Genomic DNA, 17561 nt, shown 5'->3' with positions numbered 1-17561 from the left:
TTTTCAGGTTTTTGTTTTGGGTTGCCCAAAAAGATTGACCTCTCCTCCGATGGGGAGAGGTCAACGTTGCAGCAGGTTCGACTTGATCGAACGGCCCCTACTCCCAGGACCAGGTCGAGAAATCGTTCTCGTATTGCGGGACGTCCTTCCAGACGCCCTTCAGCTTCTTGTTGGTGATGGTGATGAGCTGGGGCTGGTACAGGAAGCCGGCGACCGCGTCGGTGGCCAGCATGCGCTGGGCATCGCCGAGCAGCTTTGCGCGGCCGGCCTCGTCAGGCGTCGACACGATCTGCTTGTAGAGCGCGTTGAAGGCCTCGTTGTTGTAGCCGAGGTAGTAGTCCGGCTCGGTGATCTTGACGAGGTCGAACGGCTCGACATGGCTGACGATGGTGAGGTCGAAATTGTGCGGGCCGTTGCCGGCGAACACCTGCGACAGCCACTGCGCCCATTCGACATTCTCGATCTTGGCGATGATGCCGACCTTGGCGAGCTGGGCCGCGAGGATCTCGCCGCCCTGCCGCGCATAGGACGGCGGCGGCAGCTTCAGCGACAGTTCGAGCGGCGTGGTGACGCCGGCTTCCGCCAGCAGCTTCTTGGCCTTCTCGGGATCGTAGGGGTTGATGCCGGTGGTGTCGACGAAGCCGAGCGCGCCGGGCACGTAGAAGCTGCCGATCGGCGTGCCGAAACCATCAGCCGCGCCGTCGACCATCGCCTTGCGGTCGATCGCGGCGAGGATGGCACGGCGCACGCGGACGTCGTCGAGCGGCTTCTTGCGCTCGTTGATGCCGACGATGGTCTTGGCACGGGAGCCGCCGACCATGACGTTGAAGCGCGGATCGGCCTTGAACTGTCCGATGGCGCGCGCTGCCGCAACGCGCGGGAACGCATCGACGTCGCCAGAGAGCAGCGCCGCGGTCTGCGCGGCCGGGTCGGAGATGAAGCGGATCGTCACCTTCGACAGCTTGATCGCGGCGGCGTTGCGATAGTCGGCCCATTTGGTCAGGGTGATCGAGGAGCCCTTGGCCCAGGCCCCGAGCTGATAGGGCCCGGTCCCGACCGGCTGCGTGCCGTTGGTGGCTGCACTCTTCGGCTCGACGATCGAACCGCTCGCCTGTCCGAGCAGGAACGGCAGGTTCGGCTCGGAATACTTCACCGTGATCACGACGGTGTCGGCGTCGGGCGCGTCGACCTTCTCGAAAGCCTGGAACAGGCTCTTGTCCTTGTTGGTGCTGGTCGCGATCGCGTTGCGCTCGAACGAGAACTTCACCGCCGCGGAATCGAACGGCTCGCCGTTCTGGAATTTGACGCCCTTGCGCAGCTTGAACGTGTAGGTCTTCAGGTCGGGCGAGGCGGTCCAGCTCTCCGCCAGCAAGGGCGAGACGGAGCCGTCCTCGTTGATCTTGGTCAGCGTCTCATAGATGTTGTAGAGCGTTACTTCGGCGATCGCGGCCGCGGCGGCGATGGTGGGATCGAGCCCTGGCGGCTCTAGCGCCATCGCCATGACGACGCTGTCCTTCTTGCCCTGCGCCAGCACCGGCAGCGGTGCTGCGACAAGCGCGGCGGCAAATGCGACGATCGATAATTTCCTGAACATGCGTAACTCCCCGGCCTTCTCTTGTCTCAGCCTACGCCAATTCCATGGGGGACACTAACCTTCCATGACCGCGTGCGGCAATGCCATCACGGCCTCCGCCTTGTGGCAGGCGGCGAGATGGGCTTCGCCGACCTTGCGTAGCAAGGGCGGAACCTCGCGGCAATGCTGGTCGGCGAGCGGACAGCGCGCGACATAGGGGCATCCGGCAGCAGTCACCGATTGCGAGGCGATCGCCTGGGCCCCGCGCCGCCGTCGGCCGCCGCCGGCGCGCGCCCGCGGCACGGCATCCAATAGCGCCCGCGTATAGGGATGGGCACAGCGCTCGAACAGGTCCTCCGGCCTGCCCTGCTCGACGATCCGGCCGAGATACATCACCGCGACCTCGTCGCAGAGATAGTCGACCACGGCGAGGTCGTGGCTGATCAGGATGTAGCTCAGGCCGAACTGCTCCTGGAGGTCCTGCATCAAATTGAGCACCTGCGCCTGCACGGAGACGTCGAGCGCGGAAACCGGCTCGTCGGCGACGATGAGCTTCGGCTGGGTGATCAGCGCGCGCGCGATCGCGATGCGCTGGCGCTGTCCGCCGGAAAATTCGTGCGGATATTTGTCCATGTCGGCATCGCGCAGGCCGACCTGCCGCAGCACCGCAGAGACGCGGGCGCGAAAAGTGGTGCGGTCGGCATCTTCCAGCACGGTGAGCGGCTCGGCGACGATGCGCGCGATGGTCTGGCGCGGATCGAGCGATCCGTAAGGATCCTGGAACACCATCTGGAAATCGCGGCGCGCGCGGCGCAGCTCGTCGGGCGAGATGCGGTTGAGATCGCGCCCGAGCAGCGCGACCTGCCCCGACATCGGCCGCTCCAGCGCCATCACCACCCGCGCGAAGGTCGACTTGCCCGAACCAGACTCGCCGACGACGCCGAGGCTCTTGCTGGCATCGACCCGCACGCTGACGCCGTTGAGCGCGCGCACCTGGCCCGGCGGGCGGAACAGGCTTTCGCGCGGCAGCGTGTAACGCTGCTCAAGATTCTTGACGTCGAGAAGCGGCGCTGCGGTCATGCGGGCAGCGCTCCGACATTCGCGGCCATGGAGACATCGGTGCGCACACAGCGCACGCCGTGACCGGGACCGACTTCGATCATCGGCGGCAGCGCCACGCGGCACTTGTCCTCGACCAGCGGACAGCGGTCGCCGAACGTGCAGCCGGCAGGCAATTCCGCAAGTTCGGGCACCGTCCCCGAGATCGTCGTCAGCCGCGTCCCCTTGCGCGCGCCGAGCTTCGGCCGGGCGCGGAACAGGCCCTGCGTGTAGGGATGGCCCATCCGGCGGAACACCTCGTCGGTCGGCCCGCTCTCGACGACCGTGCCGCCATACATCACCATCATGCGTTGCACGTTCTCGGCGATAACGCCGAGATCGTGCGAGATCAGGATCATCGACATGCCGCGCTCCTCGACGAGATCGGCGATGAGGTCGAGGATCTGGCCCTGGATAGTGACGTCGAGCGCCGTGGTCGGCTCATCCGCGATCAGGAGGTCGGGCTCACAGGCCAGCGCCATGGCGATGGTGACGCGCTGGCGCTGACCGCCGGAGAACTGGTGCGGATAGGCGTCGATCCGCCTTGCGGGGTCGGGCAATCCGACGCGGTCGAGCAAGGCGATCGCTTCACGCCGCGCCTGCGCCGCCGAATATTTCTTGTGACGCCGCAGCGGCTCGGCAACCTGATGGCCGATCGTGTGCATCGGGTTGAGCGCGGTCATCGGCTCCTGGAAGATCATGCTGATACGGTTGCCGCGCAGCTTGCAATAATCCGCATCCGACAGACCGGCGAGCTCGCTGCCGTCAAGCCTGATGCTGCCGGTCACGACAGCACTGTCTGGCAAGAGGCCCATCAGCGACAGCGCCGTCACCGACTTGCCGCAGCCGGATTCGCCGACGAGACCCAGCGTCTCGCCGCGCTTGAGGGTGAAGCTGACGCCGCGCACGGCCTGCGCGGGTCCGCGGCTGGTGTTGAGGCGAACGCCGAGATTGGCGACCTCGATCAGCGGCAGGGTTGAGCGCTCCCCCATCGTCATCGCTCCCGCGCCAGTCGCGGATCGAGCAGATCGCGCAGTCCGTCGCCGAGCAGATTGAGCCCGAGCACCGCGATGGCGATCGCCGCGCCCGGATAGACCGCAAGCATCGGCGACTGGAACAGCAGCGTCTGTGCGTCGTTCAGCATCCGTCCCCAGGACGGCTGCGGCGGCTGCGTGCCGAGACCGAGATAGGACAGCGCGGCTTCGGCAAGGATGGCGAGCGCGAACTGGATCGTGACCTGCACGATCAGGATCGACAGGATGTTGGGCAGCACATGCTCGATGGTGATGCGGAATTTGCCCTTGCCCGACGCGCGCGCGGCCAACACGAATTCGCGCGCCCAGATCGCGTTGGCCGAGCCGCGCGTCAGCCGGGTCAGCGTCGGGATCTGGAAGATGCCGATCGCGATGATCGAGGTCACCATGCCCGGCCCGACGACCGCGGCTAGCATGATTGCGGAGAGCACCGCCGGAAAGGCGAAGGTGAAATCGGAGAAGCGCATGATGATCTCTTCGGTCCAGCCGCGCTTGGCCGACGCGACCAGGCCGAGGCAGACGCCGAAGGTGAGACCGATGCTCACGGCGATGATGCCGACCAGAATGGTCGAGCGCGCGCCTGCGAGCAGCAGCGAGACGATGTCGCGGCCGAAGGAATCGGTGCCGAGCCAGTGCGCCGCCGACGGCGGCCGGAGCTTCGAGGCGATGTCGATCTCATAGGGCGACCACGGCGTCCACACCAGCGACAGCAGCGCCGAGGCGAGCACCAGCAGGCTCAGCGCTCCGCCGAGCACAAAGCTGCGGTGACGCAGCGCGCGGGTCCAGAAGGTGCGGGCCGGCAGCGGACGCGTTGCGACCGGGGCGTCAACCGAAGTGGCCAGGGGCGCGCTCACAAATCGTGGACCTTGATGCGGGGATCGATGAAGGCGTAGAGCACATCGACCACGAAATTCACGATGACGACCATGGCCGCAAGCAGCATCACGCAATTACGCACCACGATCAGGTCGCGGTTGGCGATCGACTGGAAGATCAGGCGGCCGAGGCCCGGCAGGTAGAACACGTTCTCGATCACGATGGTGCCGGCGAGCAGATTGGCGAATTGCAGCCCCATCACCGTCATCACGGGGATCATGGCGTTGCGCAGCACGTGGCTCCACAGCACCTCGCGCTTGCCGAGACCCTTCGCGCGCGCCGTGCGGACGAAATCTTCGCGCAGCACTTCGAGCACGGCCGAGCGCGTGACGCGCGCGAGGATCGCGGCCTGCACCACGGCGAGCGAGATCGCCGGCAGCAGCAGCGACTTGATGCCGAGCCAGATGCCATCCTCCCAGCCGGGAAAGCCGCCCGCCGAGAGCCATTGCAGCCGCACCGAGAACAGCAGGACCAGCAGGATCGCGAACCAGAAATTCGGCAGCGCGATGCCCACTTGCGTCAACGACATTACGCCGACGTCGCCGAGCTTGTTGTGGTTGGCCGCGGTGTAGATGCCGGCCGAGAGCGCCAGCGTCACCGTGATCAGCATCGACATGATCGCGAGCGGAACGGTCAGCACCAGCCGCTCCGCGATCAGGCTCGCGACCGGCGTGCCATAGACATAGCTGTTGCCGAGATCGCCGACGAGGAGGCCCTTGATCCATTGCAGATAGCGAACCGCCAGCGGCTGGTCGAGCCCGAGCTTGACGGTGAGCGCACGCACCGCGTCGGCCGAGGCATCGGCGCCCATCAGCATCTGCGCCGCGTTGCCCGGAAGAGCGTCCAGCACCAGGAAAATGATCACGGATGCGCCGACCAGCGTCGCCAGCAAGGTAAACAGACGTCGAAGAAAGAATACGCTCATGCGCGCTCGGCTTCAGGGCTCATCCGCCGCACGATCAACATGTCCGGGCGCCGGAGGCAAGTCCTTTGCGGCATGTACCTCACCTCAGCCGGGCCGGCGGGACAGAAGATCGTGCGAGGCCTCGAACAGCGCGCTCACCCGCAGCAATTCGGCATCGGCACGGAAGCGCCCGACGAGTTGGAGCCCGATCGGCAGGCCGTCGCCGCCGAAGCCGCTGGGAAGACTGATCGCGGGGTGTCCGGTCATGTTGAACGGCATGGTCCAGGGGAACCAGTGCGGCCGGACGCTGTCGAAGTGCTTGCCGTCGATCTCGATGGTGCCGAACAGGTCCTGGTCGATCGGCAGCGCGGTGCGGGTAAGGGTCGGCATCGCCAAAAGATGCCCGCGCGCAAGCAGGGATTGCACACGGCGGAACAGCACGGTGCGCGCGAACATCGCCTCCTGATAGGCGATGCCGCTGACATTGGTCGCGAGCGCGACCTGCTTGACGAAGGCTTCGCTGAGGACGGCGCCGTGCTCGGCCACCAGCTTGGCGAAACGCGTGCGCCAGACGGTGTGGTTGATGGCGCGCCAGATCGGCTCGATGTCAAACCCCTCGCCGGAGAACTCCTCGAGCTCGGCACCGAGACCGGCCAGCCGGTCGAGGCTCGCCTTGAAGCTGGCCGCGACATCTGACGACACCGGGCGGCCGGGCGGCGACGCACAGAACAGGATCCTTTGCCCGCGCAGATCGCCGCGCGGCGCGGCGGTGCCGATGAAATCGGGCACGGGCACGCCGATCGACCAGGGATCGCAGGAATCCTCACCGGCCATCGCCTGCATCATCAGCGCGGTGTCGGCGACCGTGCGCGTGGTCGGCGTGACATAGGTCTGGTTGCCGAAGGCGTCGAGCGCCTGGCTGTGCGCGATCACGCCGTTGCTCTGCTTCAGCCCGACCACGCCATTGCAGGCTGCGGGAATTCGCGTCGATCCGCCGCCATCGGTCGCAATCGCAAGGGGCGCGATGCCGCTCGCCACCGCCACCGCAGCGCCGCCGCTGGAGCCGCCGGAGGAGCGCTCAGCGCTCCACGCGTTGCGGGTGCGGCCGAACAGCGGCGAGTCGGTCAGGCATTTGCTGCCGAATTCCGGCGTGGTCGTTTTGCCGATCAGAATCGCGCCTTCCGCGCGCAGCTTTGCGACTGCGACGGCGTCCTCGGTGGGCACATTGTCCTTGTAGGGAACGGCGCCAAAGGTGGTCCTCACACCCTTGGTGTTGACGATGTCCTTGACGGTGACCGGAAGCCCATGCAGCAGGCCGAGCGGCTCGCCGGCCATCGCCTTGCGCTCAGCCGCACGCGCCTGCGCCATCGCCTCGTCGCCGCAGAGCGTGATGAAACAGTTCAGCTCGGGCTGAAGCGCCTCGGCGCGCGCGAGCACGGCGCGGGTGACTTCGACAGGCGAAATCTTCTTCGTGGAAATGAGGCCGCGCAACTCGGTTGCGGACAGCAGGCAGGGATCGCCGTTCATCGTCAAATCATCGCTCCGAAGCCGGCCCTCGTTGGCCCAAGCATTGACAAGGCATTGACAGCGAGAATGACACTTCTGTTAACTCAGCGTCCAATACCATTTTGGTGGTCAACCCATACGTTTTCGGTATGCCAATGGATCTTCACCGGCTTCGCTACTTCGTCGCCGTGGCCGAGGCGCGCAGCGTCGGCAAGGCCGCCGAACGGCTGCGGATGGCGCAGCCGCCGCTGTCGGTCCAGATCCGCAAGTTAGAGGCCGAGGTTGGCGCGCCGCTGTTCCGCCGCGGCACGCGCGGCATGGACCTGACGGAAGCCGGCCAGGCCCTGCTGGTGCGCGCCGGCGAGGCGCTGGCGCTTGCGGCCGACGGGGTCGAAGCCGCGCGGGCGGTCGCGGCCGGCAGCCGCGGGCGGATTTCGGTCGGATACATGTTCGTGCTGGCGAACGCCATGCTGCCGCGCCTGATCCCCGAGCTGCGGCGATCCATTCCCGGCGTCGACCTCGACTTCGCCGAGCTCAGCGCCTCGACGCGCGAGGCGCGGCTGCTCGACCGCAGCGTCACCGTCGCGCTGTGCATGCCGGCGATCCACCATCCCGAGATCCAGGTGGCGCGGATTGGCGCACAACCGTTCATGCTGGCGATGCCGAAGCGCTCGCCGCTTGCGCGCCTGAGCGCGGTGCCGATGGCTCGACTCCAGGGCCGCCCGCTGATCGCGCTGCCGCCGCCGGAGCAAGACCCCGCCTCCTCCGCGGTCGCAGCCTTGCTGCGGCGGCATCAGATCGTGATGCCGATCGCGAGCCGGGTGGAGACGGTGCATTCGGCGATGAGCCTCGTTCTCGCCGGCGAGGGGCTTGCGATCCTGCCGGCCTGCGCGAAGCTTGGCGCGCCGCAGGGCATCGTGTTCAGGCCGCTGCGGGATGCCGCCGACTCCATCGATATCGCCGTGTGCTGGCGGCGGGATTCGCAGAGCCCGCTGATCCGCACCTTCCTCAAATGCGCCGAGAAGGTCGTGGCACGGCTGTGATGCGGACCCGGGCTAGACATTCCAGGTGACTTCATGGCTCCACGGCGGATCGGCGCCCGGGCGGGTACAGGTCAGGCCGGCGCAATTGGCGGCAAAGGACAGCGCGCGGCGAAGCTCGTCCGCGCCGATGTCTTTCAGCTGCTGCCGGCTGATGCGGCCCTGCTTGTGCAGGGCGAACAGGAGCGCAGCCTGAAAACTGTCGCCGGCGCCGATGGTGTCGGCGATCTCGACCTTCGGCGCCTGAACTTCGACCTGCCCTGCGCTCGCGTGCCAGGCAATGGCCCCGTTGTTGCCGCGGGTGATGACGACGAGGCTCGTGCCCTGCCCCAGCAACGCGTTCGCGCGTTGCTGATATTGCTCCTCGCCGAAGAGATACGCGAAATCGACATCCGACATCTTGATGAGATCGGCTTGGCCTGCGAACTCGGCCATGCGCGCGAGATAGGCCGGCTTGTTCTTGACCAGATTGGGGCGGCAGTTCGGATCGAAGGAGATCGTCGACGACGCGCGCGCGTCCGCGATCAGGGCTTTCGTCTCGGCGGCGCCCTGGTCGTTCACCAGCGTGGTCGAGCCGACATGAACGGCCTCGATATTCGCGAACGGAATCGCGCCGCGCCGGTAGGTCCAGTTCCGTGTCGCGGTTTCGGCATCGTAGAAGGCGTAGTGCGACTCGCCCGCGACGATGCGCACGAAGGCGAGCGTCGTCTGGCGGTCGCTGCGGGTGGCAAGCCCCAGCTCGACGTTCGACGCGGTGGCGTGGTCGACGATCATGCGCCCGAACATATCGGTCGAGACGCCGCCGACAAATCCTGTCGGCGCGCCCAGCCGCGCCATGCCGATCGCGACGTTGAGGCAGGAGCCGCCGACCGCAGGCATCACCGCCTCTCGCCCCTCGGTGTTTCGCGTCGGGACGAAATCGATCAGCGCATCGCCGCAGGCAATCAACATCCGTTTCAACCTCCGGCACCCTCGCGCATCGCTTCACGGCTGCTGCGATCGACCTCGCGCAGCAGCTTGTAGACCTCGCGCTTGCGGGCATGAAACGCGGCCATGCCGAGCGCGGTCGGTTCGCTCTTCCGTCCCAGCGCCGACATCTTCGCCATGGTCTCGCCGATCGAGGCATAGGCACCGCCGGCCACCGCGCCGAGCATCGCGGCGCCCAGCAGCACGGGTTCTTTCGTTTGCGGCAGCGCGACGGTGAGCCCGGTGGTATCCGCCATGATCTGCCGCACCAGCGGACTGCGGCTCGCGCCGCCGCCCATGATCATGATGCTGGAATGGACGCCATGCGCGGCAAAGGCCTCGATCACCTCGGCGAGGCCATAAGCCAGACCGCAGAGGCCGGCGACGAACAGCCGCTCCATCGCACCAACGTCGCTGTCGAGATCGAGGCCCGCGATCACCGCGCGGGTGTCGGGGTCGGCGTAGGGAGAGCGGTTGCCGATGAATTCGGGAAGCACATGGACGTCGCGGGCGAGCAGCGCGGCGCGGCTGGCGTCACCGGCGCGCGCGATGATGCGCCGCTCGAGGTACTCGATGAGGTCGACACCCTCGTTGCGCGCCGCCGCGCCCGCCTCGGCATGGCCGGGATGCGACTTGAGGAGATGGTCGATCGCCGCACCCGCAGCCGACTGGCCGCCCTCGTTGAGCCAGAAGTCCGGCACCATGCCGGAATAATAAGGGCCCCATACGCCGGGCACGAAGCACGGCTCCTTCGTCGTCGCCATGATGCAGGCCGACGTCCCCATGATGTAGGCGAGACGGTCGCTGACATCGCTCGTTCCGCCCGATCCGTCGCGTCCGCCGATCGCGCCGATGCCGCCGGCATGGGCATCGATCAGCGAGGCGCCGACCGGCGTGCCCGGCGACAGGCCGAGCTCCGCAGCCGCAGCTCGGGTGAGGCCTTCGCCGAGCCGCGTGCCGGGCGCGACGATCTCGGTGCCGATGCGGGCGTATTTCTCGCTGACGAAATCGGAGAGGCCGATGCGCTTGAAGAACGGCGCGCTCCAGCCGCCGCCGTCGTGTGCGAGGTAGTTCCACTTGCAGGTGACCGTGCAGGTCGAGCGCTGCAGCGACCCGGTCGCGCGCCAGGTCAGATAATCTGCCAGATCGAAGAAATGACCGGCGGCATCGAAGCTCGCGCGCATGTGCCGCTTCAGCCACAGCAACTTCGGCATCTCCATCTCGGGCGAGATCGAACCGCCGACATAGCGCAGCACCGCGTCCCCGGTCTCGTTGATCAGCCGTGCCTCGGCCGTAGCGCGATGATCCATCCAGACGATGACATTGCGCTGGCGGTCGCCGGAGGCACTGACGGTGACCGGCTCGCCTTGCCGATCGAGGACGACCAGCGAACAGGTGGCGTCGAAACCGATGCCGCCGACGCTGTCGGGCGCGATGGCAGCTTCCGCCATCGCCGCTCGCACCGACTTGGCGCAGGCCTCCCAGATGTCGGACGACGATTGCTCGACGATGTCGCCGGCCTCGTGCCAGATCCGGATCGGATGCTTGGCGGTGGCAAGGAGGGTGCCCGCCTCGTCAAACACCCCTGCCCGCGTGCTCGTGGTCCCCACGTCGACGCCGATATACGCTCGCGGCATTGTCGCTCCCGGTCGCTCTCGTCAGTTTTGACGCAAGCCTACCAGCAAGTGTAGCCGCCATCCACCAGCACGATGCTGCCGGTCATCAGGCTCGCGGCCTCCGAGGCCAGGAACAGCACGACGGAGGCGATCTCCTCGACCTGCCCCATCCGCGCCATCGGGGTTCCGCCGATCCAGGCGTCATACATTTTCGGGGTGCTTTTCACGAAAGCATTGAGCGGCGTGTCGATATAGGTCGGCGCCACCGCGTTGACGCGGACGCCGCGCGCGCCCCATTCGGCGGCCAGCGACTTGGTCAAATGGTGCACGCCGGCCTTGGAGGCGTTGTAGAAGCACTGCTCCTGCGGCTTGTTGACGATGAAGCCCGACATCGAGCCGACATTGACGATGGCGCCGCTCTTGGCCTTCAGCATGTGCTTGCCGAATTCGCGGCAGCACCAGAAGGTGCCGTTGAGATTGACGTCGATGACGTTGAGCCAGTGCTCGTCGGTGACGGTCTCGGCCGGCGTCTCGCTGCGGGCGATGCCGGCATTGTTGACGAGGATGTCGACCTTGCCGTGGCGGGCGACGAGGTCGGCCGCGACCTCCGCCACGCGCTTCGTGTCGGTGACATCCATGATCGCCGTCTCGACGTCAAAACCCTTCGCCTTCAGGGTTGCCTTCGCGCTGTCAGCAACCTTGCTGTCGCGATCGCCGATGATGACCTTCGCGCCGGCCTCGGCCAGCGCTTCCGCGCAGGCAAGGCCAATGCCTTGCCCGCCGCCGGTGATGAACGCGGTCTTGCCGCTCAGCTTGAATTTTTCGAGGTACATGGTGGTCTTTCCGTTTCTTGCCGTCTCTTGCCGTTTCTTGTCAGCCCCGAAGCGCGTTGCCGCTCTCGTCGAAGCGATGGATGCGCGCGGGATCCGGCACCAGCGACACGTGGTCGCCGGCATGCAGGCTCAATTCACCGATGTAGCGCGCCGTCAGCATGCCGAGCGGTCCGGCATCGACATAAAGGAAGGTGTCGCTGCCTAGATGCTCGGCGACCGCGATCGTTCCCTGCCAGCCGCCGGCACCATCGCGCTCGATCTTGAGATGCTCCGGCCGCACGCCGATCGTCGCCGCCCCCTTCTGCAAGGCGTGCTCGCCAGTGACGAAGTTCATCTTCGGCGAGCCGATGAAGCCGGCGACGAAGAGATTGGCGGGCCGCTCATAGAGCTCCAGCGGCGAGCCATATTGCTCGATCTTGCCACCATTGAGCACGACGATCTTGTCGGCCATGGTCATGGCCTCGACCTGATCGTGGGTGACGTAGATCGCGGTGGTACCAAGCTGCTTCTGGAGCCGTGTGACTTCTATCCGCATCTGCACGCGCAAGGCCGCGTCCAAGTTGGACAGCGGCTCGTCGAACAGGAACGCCTTGGGCTCGCGAACGATGGCCCGTCCGATCGCGACGCGCTGGCGCTGGCCGCCGGAGAGCTCGCGCGGCTTGCGATCGAGATAGGGCGTGAGGTTCAGTGTCGCGGCCGCCGCCTCGACCTTGCGGTTGGTCTCGTCCTTGGAAAGCCCAGCCATCTTCAGGCCGAAGCCGATATTGCCGCGCACGCTCATGTGCGGATAGAGCGCGTAGGACTGGAACACCATCGACAGCCCGCGCTTGGCGGGCGGCGTGTCGACGACGTTCTTGCCGTCGATCAGGATCTTGCCGCCAGACACGTCCTCGAGCCCGGCGATCAGGCGCAGCAGCGTGGTCTTGCCGCAGCCGGACGGTCCCACGAACACCACGAAGGAGCCGTCCGCGATCTCGAGATCGGCGCCCTTGATGATGTGAACGGGGCCGAAGGATTTCTGTACGTCCTGAAGTGTGATCTGACCCATGATCCGCCAGCCCCTTTACTTCACCGCGCCGAAGGTGAGCCCGCGCACGAGCTGCTTCTGGCTGAACCAACCGAGGACGAGAATGGGCGCGATCGCCAGCGTCGAGGCCGCCGACAGCTTTGCCCAGAACAGCCCTTCCGGGCTCGAATAGGAGGCGATGAACGTGGTGAGCGGCGCGGCGTTCGAGGTCGTCAGGTTGAGCGTCCAGAACGCCTCGTTCCAGGCCAGGATCAGATTGAGCAGCATGGTCGACGCCAGCCCCGGGATCGCCATTGGCGTCAAGACGTAGATGAGCTCGCGGCCGATGGTGGCGCCGTCCATGCGCGCGGCTTCGAGGATGTCGCGCGGGATCTCCTTGAAATAGGTGAAGAGCATCCAGATCACGATCGGCAAATTTCCGAGGCACAGGATGAAGACGAGGCCGATGCGGGAATCGAGCAGGCCGAAGGTCTTGAAGATGAGATAGATCGGCACCAGCACACCGACCGGCGGCATCATCTTGGTCGAGAGCATCCAGAGCAGGATGTCCTTGGTGCGCTTGGTCGGTGCGAACGCCATCGACCAGGCCGCGGGGATTGCGATCAGCAGCGCGATCAAGGTCGAGCCGCCGGCGATGATGATCGAGTTCATCGCGTGGTGGAAATAATCGCTGCGCTCCTGCACGGTCGCGTAGTTTTCCGTGGTCCAGTGGAAGAACAGGAAGGACGGTGGAATGGCGAAGGCCTCTAACTCGGTCTTGAAGCTCGCCAGCACCATCCAGAGGATCGGGAAGAAGATCAGGAAGCCGAAGAACCACGCTCCGATCGTCGAGACCACCACCCGCTGCGTCGTCGCCATCCGCGCCATGTTTCAAGCCTCCAGATTGCGGCCGACGATGCGGACGAGGAAGAAAGCGACAACATTGGCGATCACGACCGCAACGAGGCCGCCTGCGGAGGCGCTGCCGACGTCGAACTGGATCAGCGCCTGCGAATAGATCAGGAAGGCGATGTTGGTGGTTTGCAGGCCCGGTCCGCCACCGGTGGTGACGAAGATCTCCGCGAACACCGTGAGCAGGAAGATAGTCTCGATCAGGATCACCACGGTGATGGGACGCGCCAGGTGCGGCAGCGTGATGTAGATGAAGGCGGAGACCGCGCTGGCGCCGTCCATCTCGGCGGCCTCCTTCTGCTCCTCGTCGAGCGATTGCAGTGCGGTCAGCAAAATGAGCGTCGCGAAGGGCAGCCATTGCCAGGCGACGATCAGGATCACCGCGAACAGCGGCGCGTCGGTGAACCAGTCGATCGGTGTCAATCCGACCAGCTTGGCGAGCCAGGCGAACAGGCCGGAGACCGGGTGCATCAACAGGTTCTTCCAGACCAGCGCGCTCACGGTCGGCATCACGAAGAACGGCGCGATCACCATCAGCCGCACGATGTTGCGGCCAATCACGGGCTGATCCATCAGCAGCGCCAGGGGGATGCCGAGCAGGATCGTCAGCGCCAGCACCGAGCCGACCAGCACCAGCGTGTTCTGGAGCGAGGCGAGGAAGGCGGGATCGGTGAGGAAGTAGCGGAAATTCTCCAGCCCGACGAACGCCTCGGAGCCGGGATCGAGCAGGCTGTAATGCAGGGTCGAGAAATAGATCGTCAGCGCCAGCGGAACGATCATCCAGATGAACAGCAGCCCGACCGCAGGCGTCAGGAGCGAGCGCGCAAGAAACTGCGTCTGCCGGGTTGCCATCCTTGGCGTCTCCGCTGGGAGGAAGAAGGCGGCCATCCATTCGGGGCTGGCTGGTGGATGGCCGCCAGTTTGAGCTCAGGAGGGAGAGCTCGGGTTCACTTGATGTAGCCGGCGCGCTTCATCTCGCGCTCGGTGGCGGACTGCGCCGCGGCAAGCGCGGCATCGACCGTCATCGATCCCGCGAGCGCGGCGGAGAATTGCTGGCCCACCTGCGTGCCGATGCCCTGGAATTCGGGGATCGCCGCGTATTGCACGCCGACGTAAGGCACCGGCTTCACGGTGGGCTTGTTCGGGTCGGCAGCATCAATCGAGGCCAGCGTCAGCTTCGCGAACGGCGCGACTTTCAGATAGTCCTCGTTCTGGTAGAGCGAGGTGCGCGTGCCCGGCGGCACGTTGGCCCAGCCGTCTTTCGACGCCACGAGCTTGGTGTAATCCTTGCTGGTGGCCCAGGCGATGAACTTTTCGGCGGCTTCCGTCTTCTTGGAGCCGGCGGGGATCGCGAGGCTCCAGGCCCACAGCCAGTTGGCGTTCTTGCCGAGCCCAGTGTTCGGCGCCAGCGCAAAGCCGACCTTGTCGGCGACCTTGGACTCCTTCGGATTGGTGACGAAGGACGCCGCCACTGTCGCGTCGATCCACATCGCGCACTTGCCGGCGTTGAACAGCGCCAGATTCTCGTTGAAGCCGTTCGAGCTCGCGCCGGGAGGGCCGGCCTCCTTCATCAGATTGACATAGGTCGTGAGCGTCGTCTTCCATTCCGGCGTGTTGAACTGCGGCTCCCACTTCTCGTCGAACCAGCGCGCGCCGTAGGAATTGGCCATGGCCGACAGGAACGCCATGTTCTCGCCCCACCCGGCCTTGCCGCGGAGACAGATGCCGTAGGTGCCGGCGCTCTTGTCGGTGAGCTTCTTGGCGGCGTCGATAACGAAATCCCAGGTCGGCTTTTCCGGCATCTTCAGGCCGGCCTTCTCGAACAGGTCGGTGCGATACATCACCATCGAGCTCTCGCCATAAAACGGCGCGGCGTAGAGCTTGCCGTCGACGGAGACCGCGTCCCTGATCTTCGGCAGCAGGTCGGCGATGTCGTAATCGGCGCCGAGATTGGCGAGCGGCACCAGCCAGCCCTTCTTGGCCCAGATCGGCACCTCATAGGTGCCGATGGTCAAAACGTCGAACTGGCCGCCCTTGGTGGCGATATCCGTGGTGACGCGCTGGCGCAGCACGTTCTCCTCCAGCGTCACCCATTTGACGGTGATGTCTGGATTTTTCTTGGTGAATTCGCTGGTCAGCCCCTGCATTCGGATCATGTCGCCATTGTTGACGGTGGCGATGGTCAGGGTCGTTTCGGCCATCACAGGGACGGCCAGCAACAGGCAAGACGCGCCGCAGACGGCGCCGAGGACGTGTTTCACGGTGACCTCCCTAGGATCGCGCTTCTGAGCATATGCCCACGCGTTGGGCGTATGTTCGGCCGAGGTACATCGCTTGTCAAGCAGGCGCGCGGGCGTTCCCGCAACTTATGAGTGCTGCGGTGCGGGAGGGCCGGAGCTTTTCCTCCGCCTTCGCTGTCATGCCCCGCGAAAGCGGGGCATCCAGTACGCCGTGTCGTGGGTTGGTTTTGCTCCGGATAGGCCGCGGCGTACTGGATCATCCGCATTCGCGGATGATGACATTGGCGCAAGTGGCTGTAGCGCCCGCCCTACCGCTCCAAAATCGCCCTTGCCGTCGCCTCGTCCGTGATCAGGCCGTTGATCAGGTGCCCGTTCAGCGCGGCCGAGATCGCCGGCACCTTGGCCGCACCGACCGCGGCGCCGATCGTCGTGGTCTTGGCCGGCACCTCCGGCGGAATGCTGGTGAGGCGCTTGTTGGTACCGGCCTTGAGCAGGCGGCCCTTGGAATCATATGCCCAGCCGGTGATTTCGCCGATCGCCCCCTGCCGCATCATCTCGAACAGTTCGTCGCGGGTGACGAAGCCGTCGATGTGGATTTGCGCTCTCTGGTCCATCTGGCCGATACCGACGAGGCGCAAGTCCGCCTTGGCCGCGACCGCCTTGACCTTCGCGATCGGCTCGATCCGCACCATCTTGTTGCGCTCGTCTTCCGACGACATCAGGAACGGCAGCGGCATCGGATAGTGCCGCGCACCGGTGCGGTCGGCGAGCCGGCCGACAGTGTCGTAGAAGCTCGCCGAACCGTCCGCGGAGATGTTGCCGACCAGCGAGACGATCTGGTGGTTGGGCCGGTCGATCGGCGTCACGCGCTCGACCGCGGCGCGCACCGCCCGCCCCGTGCCGAGCGCGACGATGACGGGCGTTTCCGACCGCAACGTCGAATCCAGCAGATTGGCGCAGCGTTCGGCGATGCCCGCCGTGGCCTGCGGCGCGGCAGGGTCAGCCGGCACCACCTCGCAATGGCTGAGGTCGAAGCGCGCCTTCAGGCGTGCCGCCAGTTCCATGCAGGCGGCGATGGGATGTTCGAGACGGAATGTGATGAGACGCTCGGCGAGGCACAGCGAGACCAGCCGCTGCGCGGAGGCCCGCGAGACCTGGAGCATCTTTGCGATCTCGTCCTGGGTGTGACCGGCAATGAAATAGAGCCAGCCGGCACGCGCGGCATCGTCGAGCCTGGACTTTTCGTTCTCGACGGCCATGGCGGCCTATGCCTCCCAGAATTCGCTCATGTGCGCGAAGACCCGATCGGCCCCGGCGCCGGACAATATAACCTGGCCGTCGCGCCCGCGATAATGGCTGCCGCCGACAAATCCCCAGACGGTCATGCCGGCAGCCTTCGCGGCCAGCACGCCACTGACGCTGTCCTCGATCACCAGTGCGCGCGCAGGGAGCGCGCCCATTTTCTCCGCCGCGTGGAGAAAGAGATCCGGCGCGGGCTTGCCGTGCGTGACCATCTGCGCCGTGTAGATCCGGTCGCCGAAATGGGGCGCGAGACCGGTCACCCTCAGCGACAGCGCGACGCGGTCGAGATCACTCGACGAGGCCACGCAACTCGGCACGCGCAGTCCGGACAGGACGGTATCCGCATCGGGAATCGGATGGAGCGCCTTCTCGAAGGCGGTCAGTACGCGCGACTTCAGCCGGACGGGAAAATCGGCCGGCATCGCCTGGCCGAGTTCGCGATAATGTTGCGTGACCGCGCTCGTGCTTCGTCCGAGGAACAGCTCGAGCGCCTGCGCGAGTGTCAGCGAAATCCCAAATCCGGACAGCTCGTCTACCAAGCACTGGCAGCTCAAGAGTTCGCTGTCGACGAGCACGCCGTCGCAGTCGAAGATGACGAGATCGGGCCTTTGCCGGCTTCGGTCCATCCGGCCATTCGATCATATACCCATGCTTT

At 65.8% G+C, this 17561-nt stretch carries 16 protein-coding genes; 1 reads left to right on the top strand and 15 read right to left on the bottom strand.

Going from position 1 to position 17561, the window contains the following annotated elements; genetic code table 11:
- Positions 1–97: 97 nt before the first annotated feature.
- From AB7535_RS07210 to AB7535_RS07185, 6 genes are all read right to left on the bottom strand, one after another.
- A complete protein-coding gene (locus tag AB7535_RS07210; protein ID WP_085399435.1) occupies positions 98–1594 on the bottom strand; it encodes an ABC transporter substrate-binding protein in 1497 nt (498 codons plus the stop codon).
- Between the two features lie 54 nt (positions 1595–1648).
- Positions 1649–2653 carry an ABC transporter ATP-binding protein gene (locus tag AB7535_RS07205; protein ID WP_085399434.1) on the bottom strand — a complete coding sequence of 335 codons (1005 nt, stop codon included), beginning with the start codon at positions 2651–2653 and terminating at the stop codon, positions 1649–1651.
- Positions 2650–3663, bottom strand: coding sequence for an ABC transporter ATP-binding protein (locus AB7535_RS07200; protein WP_167768070.1), 1014 nt, complete (start codon positions 3661–3663; stop codon positions 2650–2652). Before AB7535_RS07200 ends, AB7535_RS07205 begins: the two co-directional genes overlap by 4 nt.
- Positions 3664–3665: 2 nt before the next feature.
- On the bottom strand, positions 3666–4559 hold the full coding sequence (locus AB7535_RS07195; RefSeq protein ID WP_085399432.1) for an ABC transporter permease: 894 nt from the start codon (positions 4557–4559) through the stop codon (positions 3666–3668).
- A complete protein-coding gene (locus AB7535_RS07190) occupies positions 4556–5506 on the bottom strand; it encodes an ABC transporter permease (protein ID WP_085399431.1) in 951 nt (316 codons plus the stop codon). Before AB7535_RS07190 ends, AB7535_RS07195 begins: the two co-directional genes overlap by 4 nt.
- Positions 5507–5590: 84 nt before the next feature.
- A complete protein-coding gene (locus AB7535_RS07185; protein ID WP_354112458.1) occupies positions 5591–7012 on the bottom strand; it encodes an amidase in 1422 nt (473 codons plus the stop codon).
- Positions 7013–7146: 134 nt separating this feature from the next.
- Here AB7535_RS07185 and AB7535_RS07180 point away from each other — a divergent pair, with 134 nt between their 5' ends.
- Positions 7147–8034 carry a LysR family transcriptional regulator gene (locus tag AB7535_RS07180; protein ID WP_063984460.1) on the top strand — a complete coding sequence of 296 codons (888 nt, stop codon included), beginning with the start codon at positions 7147–7149 and terminating at the stop codon, positions 8032–8034.
- 12 nt (positions 8035–8046) lie between these two features.
- Here AB7535_RS07180 and AB7535_RS07175 read toward each other — a convergent pair whose 3' ends face one another.
- The 9 genes from AB7535_RS07175 to AB7535_RS07135 all read right to left on the bottom strand — a co-directional run bounded on the left by AB7535_RS07175 (position 8047) and on the right by AB7535_RS07135 (position 17532).
- The gene (locus tag AB7535_RS07175; RefSeq protein WP_085399429.1) at positions 8047–8982 is read right to left on the bottom strand and encodes a carbohydrate kinase family protein; all 936 of its coding nucleotides are present in this window, start codon (positions 8980–8982) and stop codon (positions 8047–8049) included.
- Positions 8983–8987: 5 nt separating this feature from the next.
- The gene (locus AB7535_RS07170; protein ID WP_135214994.1) at positions 8988–10634 is read right to left on the bottom strand and encodes an FGGY-family carbohydrate kinase; all 1647 of its coding nucleotides are present in this window, start codon (positions 10632–10634) and stop codon (positions 8988–8990) included.
- A 38-nt stretch (positions 10635–10672) separates the two neighbouring features.
- A complete protein-coding gene (locus AB7535_RS07165) occupies positions 10673–11446 on the bottom strand; it encodes an SDR family NAD(P)-dependent oxidoreductase (protein ID WP_085399427.1) in 774 nt (257 codons plus the stop codon).
- Positions 11447–11486: 40 nt separating this feature from the next.
- Positions 11487–12494, bottom strand: a complete 1008-nt coding sequence (locus tag AB7535_RS07160; RefSeq protein WP_085399426.1) for an ABC transporter ATP-binding protein — start codon at positions 12492–12494, stop codon at positions 11487–11489.
- A gap of 15 nt (positions 12495–12509) precedes the next feature.
- On the bottom strand, positions 12510–13340 hold the full coding sequence (locus AB7535_RS07155; protein ID WP_085399425.1) for a carbohydrate ABC transporter permease: 831 nt from the start codon (positions 13338–13340) through the stop codon (positions 12510–12512).
- A 3-nt stretch (positions 13341–13343) separates the two neighbouring features.
- Positions 13344–14216, bottom strand: a complete 873-nt coding sequence (locus AB7535_RS07150) for a carbohydrate ABC transporter permease (RefSeq protein WP_085399441.1) — start codon at positions 14214–14216, stop codon at positions 13344–13346.
- Positions 14217–14311: 95 nt separating this feature from the next.
- Positions 14312–15565, bottom strand: a complete 1254-nt coding sequence (locus tag AB7535_RS07145; protein ID WP_441254555.1) for an ABC transporter substrate-binding protein — start codon at positions 15563–15565, stop codon at positions 14312–14314.
- Positions 15566–15912: 347 nt separating this feature from the next.
- Positions 15913–16863 (bottom strand): sugar-binding transcriptional regulator, encoded by a 951-nt coding sequence (locus AB7535_RS07140; RefSeq protein WP_085399423.1) that lies wholly within the window; start codon positions 16861–16863, stop codon positions 15913–15915.
- 6 nt (positions 16864–16869) lie between these two features.
- Positions 16870–17532: an HAD family hydrolase gene (locus tag AB7535_RS07135; RefSeq protein WP_085399422.1), complete on the bottom strand. Its 663-nt coding sequence runs from the start codon at positions 17530–17532 to the stop codon at positions 16870–16872.
- Positions 17533–17561 lie beyond the last annotated feature (29 nt).

Source organism: Bradyrhizobium sp. 956_D2_N1_4 (genome assembly GCF_052076025.1).
GTDB lineage: Bacteria > Pseudomonadota > Alphaproteobacteria > Rhizobiales > Xanthobacteraceae > Bradyrhizobium > Bradyrhizobium barranii.
The sequence above is the reverse complement of the archived record's forward strand: the minus strand, read 5'-3'. Positions and strand labels throughout refer to the sequence as shown.